At 73.6% G+C, this 20,740-nt stretch carries 25 protein-coding genes; 16 read left to right on the plus strand and 9 right to left on the minus strand.

The features are described 5' to 3' along the window. Positions 1-68: 68 nt before the first annotated feature. Positions 69-362: a hypothetical protein gene (locus tag ABZ385_RS21580; protein WP_358699259.1), complete on the plus strand. Its 294-nt coding sequence runs from the start codon at positions 69-71 to the stop codon at positions 360-362. Next, entirely contained in the window at positions 359-1,390 is a 1,032-nt protein-coding gene (locus ABZ385_RS21585) for a glutathione S-transferase C-terminal domain-containing protein (RefSeq protein WP_358912653.1), read from the plus strand. Before ABZ385_RS21580 ends, ABZ385_RS21585 begins: the two co-directional genes overlap by 4 nt. A gap of 54 nt (positions 1,391-1,444) precedes the next feature. Here ABZ385_RS21585 and ABZ385_RS21590 read toward each other — a convergent pair whose 3' ends face one another. Next, on the minus strand, positions 1,445-1,675 hold the full coding sequence (locus ABZ385_RS21590; RefSeq protein WP_358578478.1) for a hypothetical protein: 231 nt from the start codon (positions 1,673-1,675) through the stop codon (positions 1,445-1,447). Between the two features lie 225 nt (positions 1,676-1,900). Between ABZ385_RS21590 and rpmF the strand changes: the two genes are divergently transcribed. Beyond that, positions 1,901-2,089 carry a 50S ribosomal protein L32 gene (gene rpmF, locus ABZ385_RS21595; protein WP_358578481.1) on the plus strand — a complete coding sequence of 63 codons (189 nt, stop codon included), beginning with the start codon at positions 1,901-1,903 and terminating at the stop codon, positions 2,087-2,089. A gap of 101 nt (positions 2,090-2,190) precedes the next feature. Continuing rightward, positions 2,191-3,462 carry a lactonase family protein gene (locus tag ABZ385_RS21600; protein WP_358912655.1) on the plus strand — a complete coding sequence of 424 codons (1,272 nt, stop codon included), beginning with the start codon at positions 2,191-2,193 and terminating at the stop codon, positions 3,460-3,462. A 42-nt stretch (positions 3,463-3,504) separates the two neighbouring features. Here ABZ385_RS21600 and ABZ385_RS21605 read toward each other — a convergent pair whose 3' ends face one another. After that, positions 3,505-4,098 (minus strand): isochorismatase family protein, encoded by a 594-nt coding sequence (locus tag ABZ385_RS21605; RefSeq protein ID WP_358912657.1) that lies wholly within the window; start codon positions 4,096-4,098, stop codon positions 3,505-3,507. A 65-nt stretch (positions 4,099-4,163) separates the two neighbouring features. Between ABZ385_RS21605 and ABZ385_RS21610 the strand changes: the two genes are divergently transcribed. After that, a complete protein-coding gene (locus ABZ385_RS21610; RefSeq protein ID WP_358578487.1) occupies positions 4,164-4,451 on the plus strand; it encodes a DUF1232 domain-containing protein in 288 nt (95 codons plus the stop codon). On the opposite strand, the gene ABZ385_RS21615 is transcribed toward ABZ385_RS21610, so the two are convergent. The 3 genes from ABZ385_RS21615 to ABZ385_RS21625 all read right to left on the minus strand — a co-directional run bounded on the left by ABZ385_RS21615 (position 4,416) and on the right by ABZ385_RS21625 (position 6,987). Beyond that, positions 4,416-5,129 (minus strand): DUF2470 domain-containing protein, encoded by a 714-nt coding sequence (locus ABZ385_RS21615; protein ID WP_358578489.1) that lies wholly within the window; start codon positions 5,127-5,129, stop codon positions 4,416-4,418. The two genes, ABZ385_RS21610 and ABZ385_RS21615, sit on opposite strands and share 36 nt — an antisense overlap. A gap of 116 nt (positions 5,130-5,245) precedes the next feature. After that, positions 5,246-5,902, minus strand: coding sequence for an MBL fold metallo-hydrolase (locus ABZ385_RS21620; protein WP_358578492.1), 657 nt, complete (start codon positions 5,900-5,902; stop codon positions 5,246-5,248). After that, positions 5,902-6,987, minus strand: coding sequence for an S-(hydroxymethyl)mycothiol dehydrogenase (locus tag ABZ385_RS21625; RefSeq protein ID WP_358912659.1), 1,086 nt, complete (start codon positions 6,985-6,987; stop codon positions 5,902-5,904). The genes ABZ385_RS21620 and ABZ385_RS21625 overlap by 1 nt, the downstream gene beginning before the upstream one ends. A gap of 101 nt (positions 6,988-7,088) precedes the next feature. On the opposite strand from ABZ385_RS21625, the gene ABZ385_RS21630 reads away from it, so the two are divergent. From ABZ385_RS21630 to ABZ385_RS21640, 3 genes are all read left to right on the plus strand, one after another. Next, a complete protein-coding gene (locus tag ABZ385_RS21630) occupies positions 7,089-7,898 on the plus strand; it encodes an ABC transporter permease (RefSeq protein ID WP_358912661.1) in 810 nt (269 codons plus the stop codon). Positions 7,899-7,909: 11 nt separating this feature from the next. After that, positions 7,910-8,398, plus strand: coding sequence for a glutathione peroxidase (locus tag ABZ385_RS21635; RefSeq protein WP_358578499.1), 489 nt, complete (start codon positions 7,910-7,912; stop codon positions 8,396-8,398). A gap of 148 nt (positions 8,399-8,546) precedes the next feature. Continuing rightward, entirely contained in the window at positions 8,547-9,764 is a 1,218-nt protein-coding gene (locus ABZ385_RS21640) for a serine hydrolase (protein ID WP_358912662.1), read from the plus strand. Between the two features lie 80 nt (positions 9,765-9,844). Here the strand turns inward: ABZ385_RS21640 and ABZ385_RS21645 are convergent, their stop codons facing one another. After that, positions 9,845-10,273 carry an SsgA family sporulation/cell division regulator gene (locus tag ABZ385_RS21645; protein ID WP_358578503.1) on the minus strand — a complete coding sequence of 143 codons (429 nt, stop codon included), beginning with the start codon at positions 10,271-10,273 and terminating at the stop codon, positions 9,845-9,847. A 257-nt stretch (positions 10,274-10,530) separates the two neighbouring features. Here ABZ385_RS21645 and ABZ385_RS21650 point away from each other — a divergent pair, with 257 nt between their 5' ends. From ABZ385_RS21650 to ABZ385_RS21660, 3 genes are all read left to right on the plus strand, one after another. Next, positions 10,531-12,069 (plus strand): ATP-dependent DNA ligase, encoded by a 1,539-nt coding sequence (locus tag ABZ385_RS21650; protein WP_358912664.1) that lies wholly within the window; start codon positions 10,531-10,533, stop codon positions 12,067-12,069. A 122-nt stretch (positions 12,070-12,191) separates the two neighbouring features. Beyond that, entirely contained in the window at positions 12,192-12,677 is a 486-nt protein-coding gene (locus tag ABZ385_RS21655) for a TrkA C-terminal domain-containing protein (RefSeq protein WP_358578509.1), read from the plus strand. A 4-nt stretch (positions 12,678-12,681) separates the two neighbouring features. Then, positions 12,682-13,941 carry a cation:proton antiporter gene (locus tag ABZ385_RS21660; RefSeq protein ID WP_358912666.1) on the plus strand — a complete coding sequence of 420 codons (1,260 nt, stop codon included), beginning with the start codon at positions 12,682-12,684 and terminating at the stop codon, positions 13,939-13,941. A 17-nt stretch (positions 13,942-13,958) separates the two neighbouring features. Here ABZ385_RS21660 and ABZ385_RS21665 read toward each other — a convergent pair whose 3' ends face one another. Continuing rightward, positions 13,959-14,813 carry an alpha/beta fold hydrolase gene (locus ABZ385_RS21665; protein WP_358578513.1) on the minus strand — a complete coding sequence of 285 codons (855 nt, stop codon included), beginning with the start codon at positions 14,811-14,813 and terminating at the stop codon, positions 13,959-13,961. Between the two features lie 241 nt (positions 14,814-15,054). On the opposite strand from ABZ385_RS21665, the gene ABZ385_RS21670 reads away from it, so the two are divergent. Together ABZ385_RS21670 and ABZ385_RS21675 are read left to right on the plus strand one after the other, a co-directional pair. Further along, positions 15,055-15,723 (plus strand): hypothetical protein, encoded by a 669-nt coding sequence (locus tag ABZ385_RS21670; protein WP_358578515.1) that lies wholly within the window; start codon positions 15,055-15,057, stop codon positions 15,721-15,723. 134 nt (positions 15,724-15,857) lie between these two features. Continuing rightward, on the plus strand, positions 15,858-16,484 hold the full coding sequence (locus ABZ385_RS21675) for a sigma-70 family RNA polymerase sigma factor (RefSeq protein WP_358578517.1): 627 nt from the start codon (positions 15,858-15,860) through the stop codon (positions 16,482-16,484). A gap of 70 nt (positions 16,485-16,554) precedes the next feature. Here the strand turns inward: ABZ385_RS21675 and ABZ385_RS21680 are convergent, their stop codons facing one another. Continuing rightward, positions 16,555-16,923 (minus strand): helix-turn-helix domain-containing protein, encoded by a 369-nt coding sequence (locus tag ABZ385_RS21680; protein ID WP_358578519.1) that lies wholly within the window; start codon positions 16,921-16,923, stop codon positions 16,555-16,557. A 167-nt stretch (positions 16,924-17,090) separates the two neighbouring features. On the opposite strand from ABZ385_RS21680, the gene ABZ385_RS21685 reads away from it, so the two are divergent. Continuing rightward, on the plus strand, positions 17,091-17,384 hold the full coding sequence (locus ABZ385_RS21685) for a DUF1330 domain-containing protein (RefSeq protein WP_358578521.1): 294 nt from the start codon (positions 17,091-17,093) through the stop codon (positions 17,382-17,384). 24 nt (positions 17,385-17,408) lie between these two features. On the opposite strand, the gene ABZ385_RS21690 is transcribed toward ABZ385_RS21685, so the two are convergent. Further along, the gene (locus tag ABZ385_RS21690; protein ID WP_358578523.1) at positions 17,409-17,879 is read right to left on the minus strand and encodes a GNAT family N-acetyltransferase; all 471 of its coding nucleotides are present in this window, start codon (positions 17,877-17,879) and stop codon (positions 17,409-17,411) included. A gap of 237 nt (positions 17,880-18,116) precedes the next feature. On the opposite strand from ABZ385_RS21690, the gene hemC reads away from it, so the two are divergent. Both hemC and ABZ385_RS21700 read left to right on the plus strand, forming a co-directional pair. After that, positions 18,117-19,052: a hydroxymethylbilane synthase gene (hemC, locus tag ABZ385_RS21695; RefSeq protein WP_358578525.1), complete on the plus strand. Its 936-nt coding sequence runs from the start codon at positions 18,117-18,119 to the stop codon at positions 19,050-19,052. A gap of 262 nt (positions 19,053-19,314) precedes the next feature. Further along, the gene (locus ABZ385_RS21700; protein ID WP_358578527.1) at positions 19,315-20,739 is read left to right on the plus strand and encodes a SpoIIE family protein phosphatase; all 1,425 of its coding nucleotides are present in this window, start codon (positions 19,315-19,317) and stop codon (positions 20,737-20,739) included. Position 20,740: the final 1 nt, after the last annotated feature.

Here is a 20,740-nt window from a genome sequence, read left to right on the forward strand (position 1 = left end):
TGCGCGAGAGTGGAGACGGCATCGCCGCGATGCCGCCCATGCCACCCAGCGCAGAGGAGTCGCTCGACATGACCGGCACGACGTCCGAGGAACTGCTCGCCGCCCAGGCCTGCTTGCGTCTGCTGCACACCGCCCGCGCCGCGCTGTCGGACACCTCCGAGGTCCCTCCGGCCGCCGCGGCCACCCTGCTCGCGGGGCCGATCGCGGAGGCCGACGACGCGCTGCGCCGCGCCGGCCTCGCGGGCAACGAGGCGGTGCTGATCGAACGGATCTACGATCTCGCTCCCTCGCCGCGCGCCGAGGAGGAGGCCGGCCCTCCCCCGGTGGCCCGTTCGTGTGCGCGCGAGCGGAGCCAGTCATGAGCGCGGCGCCCGGCGGCCCGGCGGAGGGCAACGCCAGTTACGGCCACAAGGAGTTCAAGCGCTCCAAGAGCCACTTCACGGACCGCGTCACCGCCGACGGGCGAGACGGCTGGCCCGTCGAGGCGGGGCGCTACCGCCTGGTGGTGAGCCGCGCCTGCCCCTGGGCGGGCCGCGCGCTCATCGCCCGCCGGCTGCTCGGCATGGAGGGCGCCCTGTCCCTGGGGATCACCGACCCGATCCAGGACGACCGGAGCTGGCGGTTCACGCTGGACGCCGACGGCCGCGACCCGGTCCTCGGCATCCGCTTCCTGGGCGAGGCCTACGAGGCTCGCGAGCGCGGGCACCCCGGCGGTGTCAGCGTGCCCGCGCTCGTGGACGTGCCGAGCGGCAAGCTGGTCACGAACGACTACCAGCGGATCACCCTGGACTTCGCCACGCAATGGACGGCGCTGCACCGCGAAGGGGCGCCGGACCTGTATCCGCGTCCGCTGCGGGACGAGATCGACGCGGTGATGGACGACATCTACCACGACGTCAACAACGGCGTGTACCGGGCGGGTTTCGCCTCCGACCAGAGCGCGTACGACGCGGCGTGCCGCGCTGTGTTCCGCCGCCTGGAGCTGACCTCGCAGCGGCTGGCGCGCCGCCGCTATCTCGTCGGGGAGACGATCACGGAAGCGGACATCCGGCTGTTCAGCACCCTGGTGCGGTTCGACGCGGTGTACCACGGCCACTTCAAGTGCAACCGCCGCAAGCTGGCCGAGGACCCGGTGCTGTGGGCGTACGCCCGGGACCTGTTCCAGACGCCGGGGTTCGGGGACACCATCGACTTCGACCACATCAAGCGGCACTACTACCAGGTGCACACGGGCATCAATCCCACCGGCATCGTGCCGCTGGGGCCCGACCTCGGCGGCTGGCTGACACCGCATCACCGCGAGCAGCTCGGCGGGCGGCCGTTCGGTGACGGCACACCGCCGGGTCCCGTGCCCGCCGGCGAGGAGGTGCCGGCGACCGGGCGGCCCTGACCGGCGCGGACGCTCCCGCCCGTACCCCTTTACCGGCTTTCCGCTCGGGAGAGGTCAGCGCGGTCGCCAGGTGAACTTGTCGCCGCCCACCCAGCGCACGGCGTCCGGATCGTCGAGGTCGTGCACGGCGATGCCCGCCATGGCGGCGGCGTCCAGGACATCCGTGACGGTCTTCGCCGTGCCGACCACCTCGCCGTCGATCTCCACGATGCGAAACGGCGGGCTGCCGGGCTGCACGCCGAGGACCGTGATGCGGGGGTTCGCCGTGTACGGATACTCGCTCATGCCCGGAACTCTTCCACGGCGGAGCGAGGGACCGCCTCGCCAGTCGGCCGCTCGGGCTACCCCGGGCCGCCCGACCGCGGGCCCGCACACCGGCACACTCTCAAGCTGAAGTACAGGGTGAGCCTTGTGGTCGGTGACAGGGTCACGACCCGCCAATTGCTCGTGGGAACCATTTTCATATAGCGTCGGGCCGTCGCCCCGCCCCCATCACCCCAGGAGGACCCGATGGCCGTACCCAAGCGGAAGATGTCCCGCAGCAACACCCGCCACCGCCGCGCGCAGTGGAAGGCCACCACTCCCCGACTGGTGCCCGTCACCGTCGACGGCACCCGGCACCTGGTCCCGCAGCGCCTGCTCAAGGCGTACCAGCACGGCCTGCTGCGCCTGCCCGCGCACCGCGGTGACCACCGATGACCTGAGCCCCGCCACCCGCCCGGTGCGCCTCTTGTGGGTCCGTTCATGGAGGGGGCACTGTGGCTGCCACAACCGTCACCACCGACGCGCGAGGTGCAGGCATGGACAGCGGAGCAGGACCGGCCGGACCTTCCGGGGGCCGGCCGGGGCGGCGGCGGTTCCTCGGGGCACTGGGCAAAGCGGCCACGGCGGGAGCCCTGTCGGCCACCGCCGCTTGCGCCTCCCCCCACCCGCCCGAGCGCGAGAGCGCGGACCGCACACGTCCGGACGCCACGCGCAAGGCCCCCGACTCGTCCGCCGCACACCGCCCGGTCCGCGAGGGACGGTTGTTCCTGGGCACGTACACCTCCCAGGAAGGCGGCGGCAAGGGGATCGGGCTCGCCACGTACGACGAGACGACGGGCCGCGTCACCGGCACCGGCACGATCACCGGCGTGCCCGACCCCTCCTATCTCGCCCTGCACCCCTCGGGCCGCACCCTCTACGCCGTGGACGAGCGGGAGAAGGGCGGGGTGACCGCCGTCGCGCTCTCCCCCGACGGCGGTCACAAGGTCCTCGGGAGGCGGGACACCGGCGGCGGGGCGCCCTGCCACCTCTCGGTGCATCCGAGCGGCCGCTGGCTGCTCAGCGCCAACTATCTCTCCGGCAGCGTGAGCGTCCACCCCGTCGACCGGTCCGGGGCGCTGGGCGAGCGGACCGACGTGGTCACGCACTCCACCCCGCCGCCCGGCCCGGGCCAGGACGGGCCACACGCCCACCAGATCGTCACGGCGCCCGACGGCCGCCACGTCCTCGCCGTCGACCTCGGCACCGACTCCGTCCACACCTACCGGCTCGACACCGAGGCGGGCACCCTCCGCCGGCTGTCGTACGCGACGCTGCCGCCCGGCGCGGGCCCGCGCCACCTCGCCTTCCACCCCTCGGGGCGCTTCGCGTATCTCGCCGACGAGCTGGACGACACCGTCGTCGTCTGCGCGTACGACCCCGCCACCGGCCGCCTCACCCCGGGCGAGCCGCAGTCGACGGGCTCCGGTGCCACGACCAATTACCCGGCGCAGATCGTGGTGACGCGCGAGGGGCGCTTCGCCTTCCTCGCCAACCGCGGCCACAACAGCGTCGCGCGGTACGCGGTCGAGGGCGGCGGCGCCCGGCTGCGGTTCCTGGGCACGGTGCCCGTGCGCGGGGACTTCCCCCGGCATCTCGCCCTGTCCCCGTCGGAGCGGCTGCTGTTCACCGCGAACCAGAAGTCGGACTCGGTGAGCGTGTTCCGGGTCGACCGGCGCAGCGGTGAACTGCGTCTGGCGGGCAAGCCGTTCGCAGCGCCGGTCGCGGTGTGCGCGCTGCCCGTCGGCGAGGCGGGACGGACGGCCTGACGGGGCGGGCCCCTGGGGGGCAGTCGTCGCCGCGGCCGGCCGCTACGGCTTGGTGAAGCCGACGTCGCTCGCCCGGACGGCGATCTCCACCTCGTCGCCGAGGGCCCATTCGGCGACGCGCGAGACCATCGCGGCGGGGACCAGGTCGCTGATGCCCTCCGCGGCCGGGATGTCGTAGGTCGCGTGGGCGTCGTGCGGCAGGACGACTCGGAAGTCCAGGTCCAGGGCGGTGCGCGCGGTGGCGCTGACACACATCTCGGACATGACCCCGCAGATGGCCAGCTCCGTGACGCCGGCCTCCTTGAGCAGTTCCTCCAGGCGGGTCCCCTCGAAGCCGTCGTCGACGGTCTTGCGCAGCACGACCTCGCCGCGGTCGGTGTCGACGGGCAGCGCGACCGCCCAGCCCGGTGTGCCCGGCTCGTCGGGGCTGCCGGGCTCGCCGTCGTTCTGGAGCTGGACGACGAACGCGCCGCTCTCGCGTGCCCTCGCCATGAGGTCGCGTACCCGGTCGAGCAGGCGGTCCGCGTGGGGCACGGCGCCGTCGCCGTGGACGAAGGCGCACTGCATGTCGACCACCAACAGGGCCTGGACGGGGGCGTGGGACTCGGGGTGGTGCGGGGGCGGCTGTTTCTGCATCCCGCCATGATGCCCTGCGCGTGACACCGCGACGCGGGGCGGTGGCGTCGGTAACGTACCCACGTATGAGCACGGACCTGACCGTTCTCCTCGTCTGCGCGGCCGTACTGCTCGCCGCGACGCTGGCCGTCGCGGTCGTTCTGCTCGTCCGCCTCGTCCGCACGCGCCGCGCCCTGCGCAGAGCCGGACTTCCGGTCGAGCGGCAGTGGGTGTTCTGGGGCGCGGTCGCCTATCTCGTGCTGCCCACCGACCTGCTCCCCGACCCGATATACCTGGACGACGTCGGGGTGCTGCTCCTCGCGCTGCGCTCGATGCGGTCAACCGCCGACGGGCCGCCCGCGCCGGGAGGCTGAGAGGCGGGCCCTGGTGAGCAGGGCGTGCATGCAGTCCGTCACCTGGGAGACGTCCTCGACCGTCTGAGGGAACGCCAGGCGTACGTCCGCCTGGCCGCGGACGCGTTCGAGGCGCAGGCAGATGCCGTGCCGGTCGAGGGCGAGCGGGCGCACCCGCACCACGCCTTGGAGGCTGTCCGGGCTGATGAGGCGGGTGAGCTGCTCGACGGCGTCCGGGTGGGCGTCGGCGAGGTGGGTGAGCAGCCGGGACTCCGCCTCGGCGAGCGGATCGGGGACGGTCAGGGCCAGTTCGTCCGGTTCGATGCCGTGGCGTTCGCCGTTCGCGTCCTGCAGGACCGCGCGCGTCGGTTCGAGGACGAGGTGGTCGCCGTCGTACGCCAGTGACCCCGACAGCCACAGACGCGCGCGGACGCGGTCCCTGACCGGCACCGGCGCGACGTCGGCGAACTCGACCAGCGTGGTCGGCGCGCCGCGCGGCGCGCAGATCAGGGCGGCGGCGAGCGCGCTGTCCTCGGGCGGGCACAGCCGCAGCCTGCCGTCCTCGGTGACGCTGTGCGCGCCGACGAGTTCGTCCTTGCCGATCTCCGTGGTGACCGCGCAGGACCATGCGGTGGCGAGCACCGAACGGGCGCGTGCCGCCGCTGTGGGCACGGTCGTGCTGCTGTGACGGACAGCCATCCTCAACCTCCATTAGGTAAGCCTTGCCTAACTTATCGGAGATCGGGGGGCGGGGCCAGTACGCGAACGGCCCCGCGCGGCGAACCACGCGGGGCCGGGACACGGCGACGATCCGGTCAGTGCCCGCGGGCGATCCACTCCCGCAGATGCGGCGCCTCGGCGCCGATCGTCGTGCTGTCGCCGTGCCCGGTGCGCACCACCGTCTCCGGCGGCAGCGTCAGCAGCCGCTCCCTGATGGATGCCACGATCGTGGGGAAGTCGCTGAAGGAACGGCCCGTCGCGCCCGGTCCCCCGGCGAAGAGCGTGTCACCGGTGAAGACGGTGCCGAGCGCCGGGGCGTACAGGCTGACCGCGCCGTGGCAGTGCCCGGGCGTGTGCAGCACCCGCAACGCCGTGCCCGCGACGGTCAGTTCCTGCCCGTCGGCCAGCTCGCCGTCCGGGGCGCGGTCGGGGTGGGTCCGCTTCCACAGCTCCGTGTCGGCGGGGTGCAGCAGGATCGGCGCGCCGGTACGGGCGGCCAGCGCCGGGGCGGCGTCGACGTGGTCGTCGTGCGCGTGGGTGCACACGATCGCGACGAGGCGCCGCTCCCCCACCGCCGCCGCGATGGCGTCCGCGTCGTGCGCGGCGTCGATGACGACGCACTCGCGGTCGTCACCGACGATCCATACGTTGTTGTCGACCTCCCAGGTGCCGCCGTCCAGGGAGAAGGTCCCGGACGTGACGAGGTGGTCGACGCGCGCGCCGGAGGCGTTCGCCGGGGACGGGGCCGCCATCAGAACATCACCACCGAACGCAGGACGTCGCCGTGGTGCATCCGCTCGAAGGCCTTCTCCACGTCCTCCAGGGCGATGGTCTCCGTGACGAACGCGTCCAGGTCCAGGCGGCCCTGCCGGTAGAGGTCGATGAGCATCGGGAAGTCCCGCGAGGGCAGGCAGTCCCCGTACCAGCTCGACTTCAGCGCGCCGCCGCGCCCGAAGACGTCGAGGAGCGGCAGCTCGATCCGCATGTCGGGCGTCGGCACGCCGACCAGGACGACGGTGCCCGCCAGGTCGCGGGCGTAGAAGGCCTGCTCGTACGTCTCGGGGCGACCGACCGCCTCGATGACGACGTCGGCGCCGTTGCCGCCGGTCAGCTCGCGCACGGCCTCGACGGGGTCGGTGGTGCGGGAGTTGACGGTGTGGGTGGCGCCGAGGCCCTGTGCCGTCCGGAGCTTGTTGTCGTCGATGTCCACGGCGATGATCCTCGCGGCGCCGGCGAGGCGGGCGCCCACGACGGCGGCGTTGCCGACGCCGCCGCAGCCGATGACGGCGACCGAGTCGCCGCGGCCGACGTTGCCGGTGTTGATGGCGGCGCCGATGCCCGCCATCACCCCGCAGCCGAGGAGACCGGCAGCGGCGGGCGATGCCTCCGGGTCGACCTTGGTGCACTGCCCGGCGGCGACGAGGGTCTTCTCCGCGAAGGCGCCGATGCCGAGGGCGGGCGACAGCTCGGTGCCGTCGGCCAGGGTCATCTTCTGCTTCGCGTTGTGCGTGTCGAAGCAGTACTGGGGGCGGCCGCGCAGACAGGCGCGGCACTGGCCGCACACCGCACGCCAGTTGAGGATCACGAAGTCGCCGGGGGCGACCTCGGTGACGCCCTCGCCGACCGACTCGACCAGGCCCGCCGCCTCGTGCCCGAGCAGGAACGGGAAGTCGTCGTTGATGCCGCCCTCCCGGTAGTGCAGGTCGGTGTGGCAGACCCCGCACGCCTGGATCCGCACCACGGCCTCTCCGGGCCCCGGGTCGGGGACGGTGATCGTCTCGATCCGTACCGGCTCGCCCTTCGCGCGGGCGACCACGCCCCGCACCTGCTGCGCCATGACTTCAGCCCTTCTCTCAACTCCGCGTCTTTCCCGCCCATCGTTACAGGTCGTACGCCTCGTGTCCCGAGCGGCACCGGAACGCGCCCTAGGGTGAGCGGGTGCGTGTTCTCGCCGCCCAGCCCCTTCTGCCGGTCGGCCCGGCGCTCGCCGTGGCCCTGCTGGTGCTGCTGCTCGCCGCCGCCGCGACGGCGGCCGTCTTCCGGCTCGCCCCCGACGGCTCACGGGGCAGGGCGCGGGAGATCCTGATCGCGGGGGCGCGCGCCACGGCGCAACTGGCCGTCGTCTCGCTGGTCATCGGCTGGGTGGCGCACCAGACGGCGGCGCTCCTCGCGTTCCTGCTGCTGATGTTCGCCGTCGCCACCCGCACCGCCGGCCGGCGCGTCACCGCGAACGGCACCTGGTGGCGGACGGCGCTGCCGATCGCGGGTCCCGTGCTCCCGGTGGTGAGCGGCCTGGTCCTCGGCGGGCTGCTCCCGCCCCGGGGCATCGCCATGATCCCGGTGACGGGCATCCTCATCGGCGGCGCGCTGACGGCGACCGTCCTCGCGGGGCGCCGCTGCCTGGACGAACTGCGCACCCGCCACGGGGAGTTCGAGGCCGGTCTGGCCCTCGGCCTGGCCGACCGCGACGCCCGTCTGGAGGTGGTCCGCCCGGCGGCCTCCGACGCCCTGCTGCCCGGCCTGGACCAGACCCGCACCGTCGGGTTCGTCACGCTGCCCGGCGCCTTCGTCGGCATGCTGCTGGGCGGCGCGTCCCCGGTGCTCGCGGGCGCCGTGCAGCTCTTCGTCCTGGTGGCCCTGATGGCGGTCCAGGCCGTGGCCGTGGCCCTCACCGTCGAGCTGGTCGCCCGGGGGCGGCTGCACCGCGAGGAGCCGGGCGCCTCCCCTGCGGCCGGGAGCCAGGCGTAGGCTCGACCACTATGTCTGTCTACGAAGAAGAAATCGGCGCCCTGCGGGGCGGCTCCGCCGACCTGCGCCAGTTCGAGGGCAAGACCGTCCTCGTCGTCAACGTCGCCTCCAAGTGCGGTCTGACCCCGCAGTACGCGGGCCTGGAGCGGCTGCACGAGCAGTACGCGGCGCGCGGCTTCAGCGTGCTCGGCGTGCCCTGCAACCAGTTCCTTGGCCAGGAGCCCGGCACCTCCGAGGAGATCGCGCAGTTCTGCTCGGCGACGTACGGCGTGACCTTCCCGCTGACGGAGAAGGTCGACGTCAACGGAGAGGGCCGGCACCCGCTGTACGCCCGCCTGGTCGACACGGCGGACGCCGAGGGGCACACCGGGGACATCCGCTGGAACTTCGAGAAGTTCCTGGTGAACGGCGCCGGGGAGGTCGTCGCCCGCTTCTCCCCGCAGACCGAGCCGGACGCGCCCGAGGTCGTCGCGGCCATCGAGAAGCACCTCCAGGGCTGATCCGCGCCCCTGGACCGCCCGGTGCCGGACGTGCGCCGTCGCACCGGGCGGGCCGGGCCGGGCTGCCCCGCTCACTCGCGAGGGCGCGATACCTCCAGCCGGGCCAAGCCGATCTGCGGAGTCGGTGCCGCGCTCCTACGGTGGCTGAATGGCCATCAGGTACCTTCCGTGCTCCTCCTCCGTACGCACCGCGGCGCTCGCGCTCGGGGCTCTGGTCCTCCTGTCCTTCCCTGCCTCCCCCGCCGCCGCGACCGACGTCCCGGCCGAGCCCGCGCCGCCGCGGCCGCTGCCCGCGTACTCCTCCACGCTGCTGGACCGGCCGGGCGTGCAGGTCCGGCCCGGGCCCGCCGCGCCCGGGCTGCCCGCCGACGTCAGCGCCCTCGCGTGGCTGGTGGCGGACGCCCGTACGGGCGAGGTGCTCGCCGCCAAGAACGCGCACCGGCCACTGCCGCCCGCCTCCACCCTCAAGTCCCTCTTCGCCCTGACGGCACTGCCCCACCTCGACGCGGAGCAGCGCCACGTCGTCGCCGAGCACGAGCTGGACGAGGTCGGCGACGGCAGCAGCCTGGTGGGGGTGGCGCCGGGCCGCGCCTATCGCGTCGCCGACCTGTGGCGCGGCGTCTTCCTCAGCTCCGGCAACGACGCCGTGCACGTCCTCGCGAGGCTCAACGGCGGTCTGCGCACCACCGTGCAGCAGATGCGGGCCAAGGCCCGCGAGCTGGGCGCCCGGGACACGCAGGTGGTCTCGCCGGACGGCTACGACGCCGAGGGGCAGGTGTCGTCCGCGTACGACCTCGCGGTGTTCGGCAAGGCGGGGCTCGCCGAACCGCAGTTCGCCCGCTATTGCTCGACCGCGGTCGCCCGGTTCCCGGCGGGCGGCTGGTCGTACCGGATCCAGAACACCAACCGGCTGCTGACGGGTGCCGACGGCGTCGCGCCCTACCCGGGGCTGCTCGGTGTGAAGAACGGCTACACCAGTCATGCGGGCGCCACCCTCATCAGCGCCGCCCAGCGCGACGGGCACACCCTCGTCGTGACGGTGATGAATCCGCAGACGGGCGGTGCGCAGGCGGTGTACGAGGAGGCGAGATCCCTGCTGGACTGGGGTTTCGCGGCGGCGGGGAAGGTGCAGCCGGTGGGCTCGCTGCTGCCGCCGCAGCAGGACACGCACGCCGCGCCGAACCCGGCGCACGCCGCCGGCACGGCGACGGTCCGGGCCCTGGAGCCGGACGACTCCGACTGGCCCGCGGTGCTGCTGGTCGCCGCGGGCGCGGTGACCGTCCTCGCGGGCGTGGTGCTGGCCCTGCGGCGGCGGGCCGTCTCGCTGGCCCGGCGCAGGAACACCGCACGGAGGTACCCCGACTGAGCGGACGCGGGAAGGCCGTGCGGTGAGTGCTCCGCCGAGGGTGGCCGTGCGGGGCGAGGAGGCCGGGGGGGAGGTTTCCGCTAGTGCCCGCTGCCCTGGACGCCGCCGAGGAGTCGGGAGAGCCCCTCGTCGAGATCGAGGCCGCCCTCCTCTTCGCCGTCGGGGACCACGGAGTACGAGCGGGCCAGGAAGCGGCGGAGCGCGATCCTGTCGAACTGGACCAGGGCCATCCCCTGGTGGGAGTGGAACTCCAGCACCGTCCGCGCCCGCCCGCACGGCCATATGCGCACGTCACCGCCGCCCGCCGGGGCGCTGAGGCCGTCCTCCAGGAGCCGGCGGGCGAAGATCCAGGTGACCTCCATGCCGTCGAGGGAGGCCTCGGAGGGGAAGGTGATCTGGACCGCCAGCGGGTCCTCGGCCGAGTAGCGCAGGACCACGGGGAGGCCGTACTCATGTCCGTCCGGGGCGACGAGGCGGGCGCGGGTGGGCTGCTGAAGGGTGACGGCCATGATCGAGCTCCACTTCTGGTTCTTCCACTGCGCGGGATCCCTTCGCGGACCCCTGTGCCCTTACGACCCCGTACGGAGGGGTTTCATTACGGCGATTCCGGCAAGAGACCGGTGTGACCTGTGTCACCCACCTCGCATGAGTGGTGCGTCCGAGGACCGTGTGACCGTCCGTGTGCCCCTCACGGGGCGGTACACACGTGCCAGGCCCCGGCCGGTGCGGCCGTGCGCCGGGCCCCGGCGCGTTGCAGGATGGGCCCATGCTGCTCGCCCGGCTCGCCCACGTGTCCAAGGAAGTGGCCGCCACCTCCGCGCGGTCCCGAAAGATCGCCCTGCTCGCGGAGCTGTTCGCGGCCGCCGAGCCCCAGGACGTGCCGATCGTCATCCCCTATCTGGCGGGGCGGCTGCCCCAGGGCCGGCTCGGCATCGGCTGGAGCACGCTCAAGGACGCCGGGCCGCCCGCCGCCGAACCGAGCCTGACGGTGCGCGGCGTGGACGCGGCGCTCACCGCGATCGGCGCGGTGTCCGGTACCGGGTCGCAGGGCGAGCGGCGCCGTCTGATCGGTGAGCTGATGGGGGCCGCGACCGCGGACGAGCAGCGGTTCCTCGTCGGCCTGCTCACCGGCGAGGTCCGGCAGGGCGCGCTGGACGCGGTCGCCGTCGAGGGCCTGGCGGTGGCCACGCAGACGCCCGCGGACGCCGTGCGGCGCTCGGTGATGCTCGCCGGCTCCGTGAGCCCGGTCGCGCAGGCGCTGCTGGCGCGTGGCCCCGAAGCGCTTGAGGAGTTCCGGCTGACCGTGGGCCGGCCCATCCTGCCGATGCTCGCGCACGGCGCCACGTCGGTCGCCGAGGGCATCGACAAGCTCGGCGCGTGCGCGGTCGAGGAGAAACTGGACGGCATCCGGGTCCAGGTCCACCGCAGCGGGGACGACGTCCGCGTCTACACCCGCACCCTGGACGACATCACCGGCCGGCTGCCGGAACTGACGGCCGCCGCACGCGAGCTAAAGGGTGAGCAGTTCATCCTGGACGGCGAGGTCATCGCCCTGGACGCGCAGGGGCGGCCGCGGCCGTTCCAGGACATCGCGGGGCGCGTGGGCTCACGCGTCGACGTCGAGACGGCGGCGGCCGGGCTGCCCCTGTCCCCCGTCTTCTTCGACGCCCTGTCCGTGGCCGGGCGAGACCTGCTCGCTCTGCCGTTCGCCGAGCGGCACGCGGAGTTGGCCGCGCTGGTCCCCGAGCCGATGCGGGTGCGCCGCGCGGTGGTGGACGAGCCCGGTGACGAGCGCCTGCGCGCTGCGGCCGAGGAGTTCTTCGAGGAGACGCTGGCGCGCGGCCACGAGGGAGTCGTCCTGAAGTCGCTCGACGCCCCCTACAACGCGGGCCGGCGGGGGGCGTCCTGGCTGAAGGTCAAGCCGGTGCACACACTGGACCTCGTGGTGCTGGCCGCGGAGTGGGGCCATGGGCGCCGCACCGGCAAGCTCTCCAACCTCCACCTGGGGGCGCGGCGGCCCGACGGGACGTACGCGATGCTGGGCAAGACGTTCAAGGGCATGACGGACGCGATGCTCGCCTGGCAGACGGAGCGCCTCCAGGAGCTGGCGGTCAGCGACGACGGCCACGTGGTGGAGGTCCGTCCCGAACTCGTCGTGGAGATCGCCTACGACGGTCTGCAGCGCTCCACGCGCTACCCGGCCGGCGTGACCCTCCGCTTCGCCCGCGTCCTGCGCTACCGCGAGGACAAGCCCCCCGAGCAGGCGGACACCGTGGAGACCGTGCTGGCCCGCCGTACGGCGTGATCCGGTCCGGCCTCGGGCCGATTGCCTAGTTCCCACCTCGGGCCGATTGCGTAATTTTGCCAACACTTGGCCCCGATAGGGTGACACCACGGGATGATCACCTATCGCACAAGGGGAAAGCTGTGCCCGCATCACGTCTGAGCCGCACGCCGCTTCCAGGCATCGGCATCCGTTACGACCTCACGACCCGGGAACAGCGGCGGCTGTCGGTCATCGCCCACCGGGACGGGGCGCGGACACTGAGCGCGTACCGGTCCGACGACCCGGACGCGTGCGCCCTGTCGCTGCGGCTCAGCTCGGGCGAGGCGGAATCGCTGATCGATGCCTTGATGCCGTCGCACCACAGCCCCACCTTGCTGCACACCACGGACCTGGGTCTGGTGGCCGAGCGGGTGCTGCTGTCCGCCACCTCGCACTGGAACGGACGGCTCCTCGGCGAGACCCGGATGCGGACCGAGACGGGCGTCTCGATCGTGGCGGTGCTGCGGCGGGCCGACGCGTTCCCCTCGCCCGCCCCCGACTTCCGCCTGGCGGGCGGGGACACCCTGATCGTGATCGGCACGCGCGAAGGCGTGGAGACGGCCGCGGCGATACTCGGGCAGGAGTGATCGCGTGCACTCCGCTGTCTTCCTCATCGAGTTCGGCGCGATCATCCTGGCTCTCGGTCTGCTCGGCCGGTTCGCGGGGCGCTTCCGGTTCTCGCCGATCCCGCTCTATCTGCTGGCGGGGCTCGCGTTCGGCGAGGGCGGGCTGCTGCCGCTCGGCGCGAGCGAGGAGTTCGTCGCCATCGGCGCCGAGATCGGCGTCATCCTGCTGCTGCTCATGCTCGGCCTCGAGTACACGGCCAGCGACCTCGTCAGCAACCTCAAGACGCAGTACCCGGCGGGTCTGGTCGACTGCACGCTGAACGCCCTGCCGGGCGCCGTCGCCGCGCTGCTGATGGGCTGGGGCCCGGTCGCCGCCGTCGTCCTCGCCGGTGTCACCTGGATCTCGTCGTCCGGTGTCATCGCCAAGGTCCTCGGCGACCTCGGGCGGCTCGGCAACCGCGAGACGCCGGTCATCCTCAGCATCCTCGTCCTCGAAGACCTGGCGATGGCCGTCTACCTGCCCATCATCACCGCCCTGCTGGCCGGTGTCGGCTGGGCCGCGGGCAGCCTCACGCTCGCCGTCGCGCTCGGCGCGGCGGGCCTCGTCCTCTTCCTCGCCGTGCGCTACGGACGGCTCATCTCCCGCTTCGTCTCCAGCGACGACCCGGAGAAGCTCCTCCTGGTGGTGCTCGGCCTGACCATCCTCGTCGCCGGCATCGCCCAGCAGCTCCAGGTGTCCGCCGCCGTCGGCGCCTTCCTGGTCGGCATCGCGCTGTCCGGTGAGGTCGCCGAGGGCGCGCACTCGCTGCTCGCGCCCCTGCGGGATCTCTTCGCGGCCGTCTTCTTCGTCTTCTTCGGGCTGCACACCGATCCGGCGAGCATTCCGCCCGTGCTGCTGCCCGCGCTGGCGCTCGCCGTCGTCACCGCCCTGACGAAGATCGCCACCGGCTACTGGGCGGCCCGGCGCGCGGGCGTCTCCGTCAAGGGCAGGTGGCGGGCCGGCGGCGCGCTGGTCGCGCGGGGCGAGTTCTCCATCGTCATCGCGGGCCTCGCGGTCGGCGCCGGCATCGAGCCGTCACTGGGGCCGCTGGCGACTGCGTACGTCCTGATCCTCGTGGTCATCGGCCCGCTCACCGCCCGATACACGCAGCCCGTCGCCGGCTTCGTGGGCGGCGCCCTCGCCCGGCGGCGGGCGGCCCCCACCGGGGGCGGGAACGTTCAGGTTCCCGGGCCCCGGGAAGCGGCCGAGTCCCGGGACGGACAGGACGCGGGCGACCGCGCCTAGGCCCTGGGACCGCTCGGTCAGCCGATGCAGCTGGGGCGGAATTCCGGGTCCGCCGGGCCCTTGCGGCCCAGCGCGGCGAGGACCCACTGGGCGACGACCGGGTCCTTCGTCGCCTGGTCGTGCAGGAACGGGTCCAGCGGGCAGCGGTCCTGGAGGACGACGTTGGTGACGTACTCCTTCGGGCCGCTCAGCAGGGCGTTGGTGTACGGGACGACGATCTCGTCGTAGCGGGTGGTGAGGACGGTGTAGTCGGGGCCCGCCGGGGTCTGTGTGCCGGCGTTGAGCCTCGTCAGCAGGTCCGAGCCGACCATCTGGTCGGTGCAGGCCGGGCAGACGGTGTGGCCGAGGGGCCTGGCCAGCGGGTTGGTCGTGCCGTGGTTGGACGGCACGATGCCGATGAGGTCGTCCACCTTGTCGGCGCCGCCGAGGAACTTCACGTAGTAGCGGGGCATCATGCCGCCCTGGCTGTGGCCGACGATGTCGACCTTCGCCGCGCCCGTGGCGCCCCGCACGGCCTCGACGAAGTCCTTGAGTTCCGCGGCGGAGCTCGCGACCGGGTCGGTCGCCATGTTCCCGTAGTTGAACGCGAAGACGCAGTAGCCCGCTCTCTTCAGCTTCGGCGAGAGGGTGGCCCAGTTCTCCCGCATCAGCTTGAAGGTGCCGTTGACCAGCACGACCGGCTGCGGGTGTGCCGCGTCCGGGGTGCACGACCAGTCGTTCGCGCCGCGCGGCGGTATGTCGAGGAGCGAGGCGGGCGCCGCGGCGGGGGCGGAGGCGGCCGCCGGGACGGCGAGGCCCACGACGGCCAGGGCGAGGGTGGCCGCGGCGGCCAGGGCGGACCGTGCGGAGCGGCGCAGGGTGCGAAGGTGCATGACAGTTCCCGTCGGTCAGGAAGGCCGCCGGCGCAGGGCATCCGGCGGCACGCGAACGCGGTTCGGCAATGCCGACCGCTGGGAGAGATCGTTTTCCGTGGGCCCCCGGCGCGTCAAGCGCTTTGCGTTCCGCGTTCCTCACACCGGCCAGAGGTTGCGTGCGGGAGCCGGCGCGGTGCGGTCGGGACGAGTGCGGGACTCGCCGCCCACCGGGGCACCGGCGCCTGGCACGATGCTCTCCATGACCCCAGGGCCCGCCTTCCGCCTCGCCCGAGCCGCCGTGTTCGCGGCCGTGTGCGTGGTGACGACGGCCCTCGGGCACGCCCTCATGTCGGGGGCCGCGCTGCCGTGGTGGGCCATCGGTTACGCGTTCGGGGCCACGGCGGCCGCCGCGTGGTGGCTGACCGGGCGCGAGCGGGGGCCGCTGGCGGTCACGGGCGCCACGGTCGGCGCGCAGCTGCTCCTGCACGAGCTGTTCGCCGTGGCGCAGCGGATGGGCCCACGGCCGGCGCACGCCGGTGACGGCATGAACCACATGAACCATCCGATGCCGCCGCCGTTCCCCGGCACCGCCACCGGCACGGCCGCCGGGTCCGAGGCGGGCATGCCCGACTGGCTGACGTCCGTGTTCGGGCACAGCGGCCTCGGCATGTTCCTCGCCCACCTCGTCGCCGCGCTGGTCTGCGCCCTGTGGCTGTGGCGCGGGGAGGCCGCCGCCCACCGCGCCGGACGCGCGCTCGCCGCGGCCGTCTTCGTGCCGCTGCGGCTCGTCCTCACGGTTCTCGTCGCGGCGCCGCCCCCGGCCCCGCCGCGCGTCGGCGCGCCCGTGCCCGTGCCGCGGCTGCGCGGGGTTCTGCTCCAGTACGCCCTCGCACGCAGAGGTCCGCCGGTCCTTCCGGTCAGTTCCTGAGACCCGTTCCCGGCACCGGCTCCTGACGCCGGTTCCCGAAGTCGGTTCCTGACACCGCCCGCACGCCTCGGCGCCGGGCGGCTCTTCGGCGTTCGCGCCGTCCCCGGACTCCCTTCACCGAAGGACCTCTTGCGATGACTCCTGCCCTCCTGGGCCCTGCCCTTCCGGCCTCCTCCGCCCGGCCACGCCCCGGGCGCGGCGCGGATCCGAGCCGTGACGACCTGATCACCGAGTGGGCGCTGGCCGCCCGTGACGGTGACGCCGAGGCGTTCGAGCGGTTCGTGCGGGCCACCCGACGCGACGTCTGGCGGTTCGTCGCCCACCTCAGCGGTGACCTGCACGGCGCCGACGACCTGACCCAGGAAACGTACTTGCGGGCCCTGACCGGGCTGCGCGGCTACGCCGCCCGCTCCTGTGCCCGTGCCTGGCTGCTCGCGATCGCGCGCCGGACCGTCGCGGACCGCTTCCGCACGGCCGCGGCCCGCCCGCGCTTCATCGACACCGACGACTGGCAGCTGGCCGCCGAGCGGGCGCAGCCGCGCGGCCTGCCCGGCTTCGACGAGGGCGTGGTCCTGCTCGACCTCTTGGCGTCGCTCGACGCGCCGCGCCGCGAGGCGTTCGTGCTGACCCAGCTCGCCGGGCTGCCCTACGCGGAGGCGGCGGCCGCCGCCGGCTGCCCCGTCGGGACGGTCCGCTCGCGGGTGGCGCGTGCCCGGGAGCGGGTGAGCGCGCTGCTCCTCGCGGCCGACGGCGCGGCCTGACCGGTACGCCCTTTCGCCACCGGCCCCATCCGGTGCGGACGCCGGTGTCGGGGGCGGGGGCGGGCCGCACCTACTCGTCGCAGTGCGCGGACCCTTGTGCCGGATCCGGATCCGCTTCCTCCGCCCACCGCCGACTCCACGCGAACAGCGGTTGCAGGGAGTCGACAAGGTCCTCACCGAGCTGGGTGAGGTGATATCCGTCCGCGCGCAGAGTGAGCAGGCGGACATCGGTCAGCTCACCGAGCCGGGTGCTCAGCACACTGGACGACATGCGCTCGCACCGGCGCTGCAACTCACGGAAACCGCCCGGGGCCTGACTCAGCTCCCACAGGATGAGCAGCGTCCAGCGCCGTCCCAGCAGGTCGAGTGCGGCCATGACCGGGCGTCCCGACGCGGACCCCCGCACCGGTACGCCGGGCCGCGGTGTTCTGCCTGCCATGTTCCCCTCTCCTCCCTTGCGCTTCGCTTCTCGAAGCAGCATAGTGATTCGAAAAGCGAAGCACCGGGTACGGGAGCGCCGATGTCGCGATCAGCCCTGCCGGAACCGCCGTACGACGGCACGTCAACGCACAGCCGGACCTGTCCGGCCGAACACCGGAGGTTTCCATGGCCAAGGGCTATTGGGTCAGCGTCTACCGCGTCATTTCCGACCCCGAGAGGCTGACCGCCTACGACAAGCTGGCCGGACCGGCCGTCCGGGCCGGGGGCGGGCGCACCCTGTCCCTTGGCCGTCGGGCCGTCGCCCACGAGGCGGGAAACAAGCACCGCGTCGTCCTGGTCGAGTTCGACAGCTTCGATCAGGCCGTCGCGGCCTATGACAGCGAGGCGTACCAGAAGGCGCTGGCGCTCCTCTCCGACTGCGTCGAGCGCGACTTCCGCATCGTCGAAGGCATTGCCTGAACCCGACTCGGCTCGGCCGGCAGGTCAGTCGCGCGTTTCGCGCACGAACAGCGTCACCGTCACGCTCGCCTGAAAGCCGTTGCTGCGCATCAGCGCGGCCGACGCGGTGTTGCGGGACTCCACGTCGGTCACCACGGCGCTCGCGCCCGCTTCGGTGAGCGTGGCGCAGCAGGCCTTCACCAGACGGCTCGCGATGCCCTGCCCCTGGTACTCGGGGGCGCTCGCGATCCACTCCAGGTTGCCCCAGTCGGCGCGCTGGTCGAAGCCCATCGAGCCGAGCACGAACCCGGCGAGCCGGTCCCCGTCGAGCGCCACCCAGCAGGCCGACGCCTCGCTGTCCAAGTGGCCGGCGATCGCCGACAGCGACCAGGACGTGTAGGGCTTCACGGAGGTGTCGTAGACCTGGCGGCCCAGCGCGAGGACGTCGGCCAGATGGGTGGCCGTCATCGGCGCGAGGCCGATCGCCGGGCGCTTCGGCGCGGCGGAGGTGGACATGAGGCCTCCCGGGGGCGGGTACCGCGCTCTGCGGCGCTTCGTCCCTCTCACGCTATGAGGCGGCCCCGGGTCCCGCATGCGGAGCCGGGCACGGCGGCGGGGCGGGGTCCGGGCGGGCCGTGGTCGAGGCGGGGGCCGCGCGAGGACCGGAGCGGGGCAACTCGCCCGAGCCGTACGTCCTTTGATCAGTTGAACGCCGGTCCGGCCCGCCGTGACGCACCCTCTATCGTGTACCGCATGTCCGTTCCTGAGCTGATCCGCATCGTCTCCCGCTCCTCCCCCATGGCCCTGGCCCAGGTGGAGCGCGTGCGCGCCGAACTCGCCGCGCTGCACCCCGGCATCCGTACCGAGGTCGTGCCCGTCACCACCTCCGGTGACCGCTGGATGGGTGATCTGGCACGCCTGGGCGGGAAGGGGGCGTTCACCAAGGAGGTGGACGCCGCGCTGCTCGCCGGCGAGGCGGACCTCGCGGTGCACTGCGTCAAGGACGTGCCGGCGGACCGGCCGCTGCCCGCGGGGACGACGTTCGCCGCGTTCCTCAAGCGGGACGACATCCGGGACGCGCTGATCCACCCCGGCGGCCTCACCCTCGACGAGCTGCCGGCGGGGACGCGCGTCGGCACGTCGTCGGTGCGCCGCCGCGCGCAGCTCGCCGCCTCGCACCCGCAGCTGGAGTGCGTGCCGATGCGCGGCAACGCGGGCCGCCGCCTGGAGAAGCTCGCCGCGGGCGACGCCGACGCGCTGCTGCTCGCCCAGTCCGGCCTCGAGCGCACCGGCCGCCCCGAGCTGGCCAGCGAGATCCTGTCGGTCGAGACGATGTGCCCGCCGATCGGCGCCGGAATCCTCGCCCTCCAGTGCCGCGAGGAGGACACCACGACCATCGACGCGGTGAGCGGCCTCGGCGACAGGGACGCGTGGCGCGAGGCGACCGCCGAGCGCATGTTCCTGCACGTCCTGCAGGGCCACTGCAACTCGCCGATCGCCGGGTACGCCCGCTCGCAGCGCAACGGCGACCTGTCGCTGCGCGCCTGCGTCTTCACGCCCGACGGCAAGACGGTGCTCAACGCGCACGAGTGGGCGGGCCCGCTGGACCCGGCGACGCTCGGCACGTCCGTGGCCGTGGCCCTGCTGCGCCAGGGCGCCCGCGAGCTGATCGACGGCATCGCGCACTGACCCGCCGGGGAGGCGGGGCCCCTCCGCAGGACATAGGCATATGCCAGACGCAACACTGTGCCGGGTGTCGCCAAATCCCTTACAGGCCCCCTCCCGCTGTGCGAAAGTCGTTAGCGGTCCACCCCCCGTCCCGGTCCACCACCGTCACGGTCTCTCACCCGTCACAGCGCCTCACTCGTCATGGCCCACCATCCGTCACGGCCGCCACTCGTCATGGCTGCCCCCGTCAAGTCGGTCGCCCCGCACCTTCACCGGAGCACCCATGCCGTCCCATGTCTTCGCGGACCACGCCGCCCAGCCGCCCGAGCGCGGCACGGTCGACGCACTGATCTCGCAGACGCGCCGGCTCCGCGGCGAGGTCGACGCCGTGCGGCGCGAGGCGGCGGCCGACCGGGCGGACGCGGCGGGACGCTGGCAGCGGGCCCTGTGCGACCTTGCGGTGCATCAGCTCGACGACCTCGACGACCACCTCGCCCAGCTGCGGGACGGCCCGCCGCAGGCTGCCGCCGACCCCGGCGGGGCGGCCGAGCCCACCACTGACGACGCGCGCCGGGGCTCGCTCCTGAGCCGGGTGGGCAGCGCCGAGTGGAACCTCCTCACCGACGAGGCCAGCTGGTCCTGCGAGCTGTACGACATCCTCGGCCGCGACCCGGCCGCTCCCCCGCTCTCCCTCGACGAACTCCCCTCCCTCGTGCACCTCGACGACCAGCCGCTGCTGACCGCGATGGTCACCGACTGCCTGGTCGACGGGAAGCCCATCGACGGCGAGTTCCGCGTCACGCGCCCCGGCGGCGGGGTGCGCCAGGTCCACATGATGGGCGAGCCCGTGCTGGGCGCCGATGGGTCCACTGCCTCCATGTGGGCGGTCCTGCGGGACGTCAGCGAACTGCGGCGCAGTCAGCGCGTACTGCGTGAGACCCAGGACTCGCTGCGGCGGCGCCGCGAGGACGCGGGCGCCCGGCACCGGCCCGCGGCGGAACCGCGCGCAGCGGCACCGCCGTGGCACGAGGCGCCGCGTTTCCCGCGTGGCGCCCCCGCGCGGCTCGACCTCGCCGCCCGTCATCTCCCCTCCTCGATCGGCGCCCCCCTCGGCGGCGACTGGCACGACGCGATGGAACTGCCCGACGGCAACGCTTTGTTGAGCGTCGGCGACCTCACCGGTAACGGCGCCACCGGGACCTCCGGCACCTCCCGCACGGCGATGCTGCTCGGCGCGCTGCGCGGCATGGCGGTCGCGGGCGCCCCACCCGGCAAGCTCATGGGCTGGCTCAACGATCTGATCGACACCACCGTCCCGCACGCCCTCGGCAGCGCGATCTGCTGCCGCTACGACCCGGGCACGCGGCTGCTCACCTGGGCGCGGGCCGGGCACCCCGCCCTCCTGCTCTTCCGCGACGGGACGGGACACGCGCTGCCACCGCCCAAGGGCCCGCTCCTCGGCGCCGCCTCCGGTGCCCCCTACGGGCAGGCCGAAGTGCGTCTGCGGCCCTCGGACCTGCTGTTGCTGCACACCGACGGTCTGGTGCCACGGCAGGACAGGGACGCGGCGACCGACCTCCTGCTCTCCCTCGCCCCCCGTCTCACGGAACGGCGTACGGCGCAGGAGTGCGCGGACATCGTCGTCGAGGAGTTCGGCACAGCCCTGCGGGAGGACGACGCCTGCCTGTTGGTCGCGCGGTGCCGCTGAC

Origin of the sequence: Streptomyces sp. NPDC005898, from assembly GCF_040629635.1 — a bacterium.
Taxonomy (GTDB): Bacteria; Actinomycetota; Actinomycetes; order Streptomycetales; family Streptomycetaceae; genus Streptomyces.

What these genes read in the sequence shown, in the direction of transcription:
- ABZ385_RS21580 (WP_358699259.1), top strand. Translation starts at nt 69, where the DNA reads ATGACCGGCACGACGTCCGAGGAACTGCTCGCCGCCCAGGCCTGCTTG.
- ABZ385_RS21585 (WP_358912653.1), top strand. Translation starts at nt 359, where the DNA reads ATGAGCGCGGCGCCCGGCGGCCCGGCGGAGGGCAACGCCAGTTACGGC.
- ABZ385_RS21590 (WP_358578478.1), bottom strand. Translation starts at nt 1,675, where the DNA reads ATGAGCGAGTATCCGTACACGGCGAACCCCCGCATCACGGTCCTCGGC.
- rpmF (WP_358578481.1), top strand. Translation starts at nt 1,901, where the DNA reads ATGGCCGTACCCAAGCGGAAGATGTCCCGCAGCAACACCCGCCACCGC.
- ABZ385_RS21600 (WP_358912655.1), top strand. Translation starts at nt 2,191, where the DNA reads ATGGACAGCGGAGCAGGACCGGCCGGACCTTCCGGGGGCCGGCCGGGG.
- ABZ385_RS21605 (WP_358912657.1), bottom strand. Translation starts at nt 4,098, where the DNA reads ATGCAGAAACAGCCGCCCCCGCACCACCCCGAGTCCCACGCCCCCGTC.
- ABZ385_RS21610 (WP_358578487.1), top strand. Translation starts at nt 4,164, where the DNA reads ATGAGCACGGACCTGACCGTTCTCCTCGTCTGCGCGGCCGTACTGCTC.
- ABZ385_RS21615 (WP_358578489.1), bottom strand. Translation starts at nt 5,129, where the DNA reads ATGGCTGTCCGTCACAGCAGCACGACCGTGCCCACAGCGGCGGCACGC.
- ABZ385_RS21620 (WP_358578492.1), bottom strand. Translation starts at nt 5,902, where the DNA reads ATGGCGGCCCCGTCCCCGGCGAACGCCTCCGGCGCGCGCGTCGACCAC.
- ABZ385_RS21625 (WP_358912659.1), bottom strand. Translation starts at nt 6,987, where the DNA reads ATGGCGCAGCAGGTGCGGGGCGTGGTCGCCCGCGCGAAGGGCGAGCCG.
- ABZ385_RS21635 (WP_358578499.1), top strand. Translation starts at nt 7,910, where the DNA reads ATGTCTGTCTACGAAGAAGAAATCGGCGCCCTGCGGGGCGGCTCCGCC.
- ABZ385_RS21640 (WP_358912662.1), top strand. Translation starts at nt 8,547, where the DNA reads ATGGCCATCAGGTACCTTCCGTGCTCCTCCTCCGTACGCACCGCGGCG.
- ABZ385_RS21645 (WP_358578503.1), bottom strand. Translation starts at nt 10,273, where the DNA reads ATGGCCGTCACCCTTCAGCAGCCCACCCGCGCCCGCCTCGTCGCCCCG.
- ABZ385_RS21650 (WP_358912664.1), top strand. Translation starts at nt 10,531, where the DNA reads ATGCTGCTCGCCCGGCTCGCCCACGTGTCCAAGGAAGTGGCCGCCACC.
- ABZ385_RS21665 (WP_358578513.1), bottom strand. Translation starts at nt 14,813, where the DNA reads ATGCACCTTCGCACCCTGCGCCGCTCCGCACGGTCCGCCCTGGCCGCC.
- ABZ385_RS21670 (WP_358578515.1), top strand. Translation starts at nt 15,055, where the DNA reads ATGACCCCAGGGCCCGCCTTCCGCCTCGCCCGAGCCGCCGTGTTCGCG.
- ABZ385_RS21675 (WP_358578517.1), top strand. Translation starts at nt 15,858, where the DNA reads ATGACTCCTGCCCTCCTGGGCCCTGCCCTTCCGGCCTCCTCCGCCCGG.
- ABZ385_RS21680 (WP_358578519.1), bottom strand. Translation starts at nt 16,923, where the DNA reads ATGGCAGGCAGAACACCGCGGCCCGGCGTACCGGTGCGGGGGTCCGCG.
- ABZ385_RS21685 (WP_358578521.1), top strand. Translation starts at nt 17,091, where the DNA reads ATGGCCAAGGGCTATTGGGTCAGCGTCTACCGCGTCATTTCCGACCCC.
- ABZ385_RS21690 (WP_358578523.1), bottom strand. Translation starts at nt 17,879, where the DNA reads ATGTCCACCTCCGCCGCGCCGAAGCGCCCGGCGATCGGCCTCGCGCCG.
- hemC (WP_358578525.1), top strand. Translation starts at nt 18,117, where the DNA reads ATGTCCGTTCCTGAGCTGATCCGCATCGTCTCCCGCTCCTCCCCCATG.
- ABZ385_RS21700 (WP_358578527.1), top strand. Translation starts at nt 19,315, where the DNA reads ATGCCGTCCCATGTCTTCGCGGACCACGCCGCCCAGCCGCCCGAGCGC.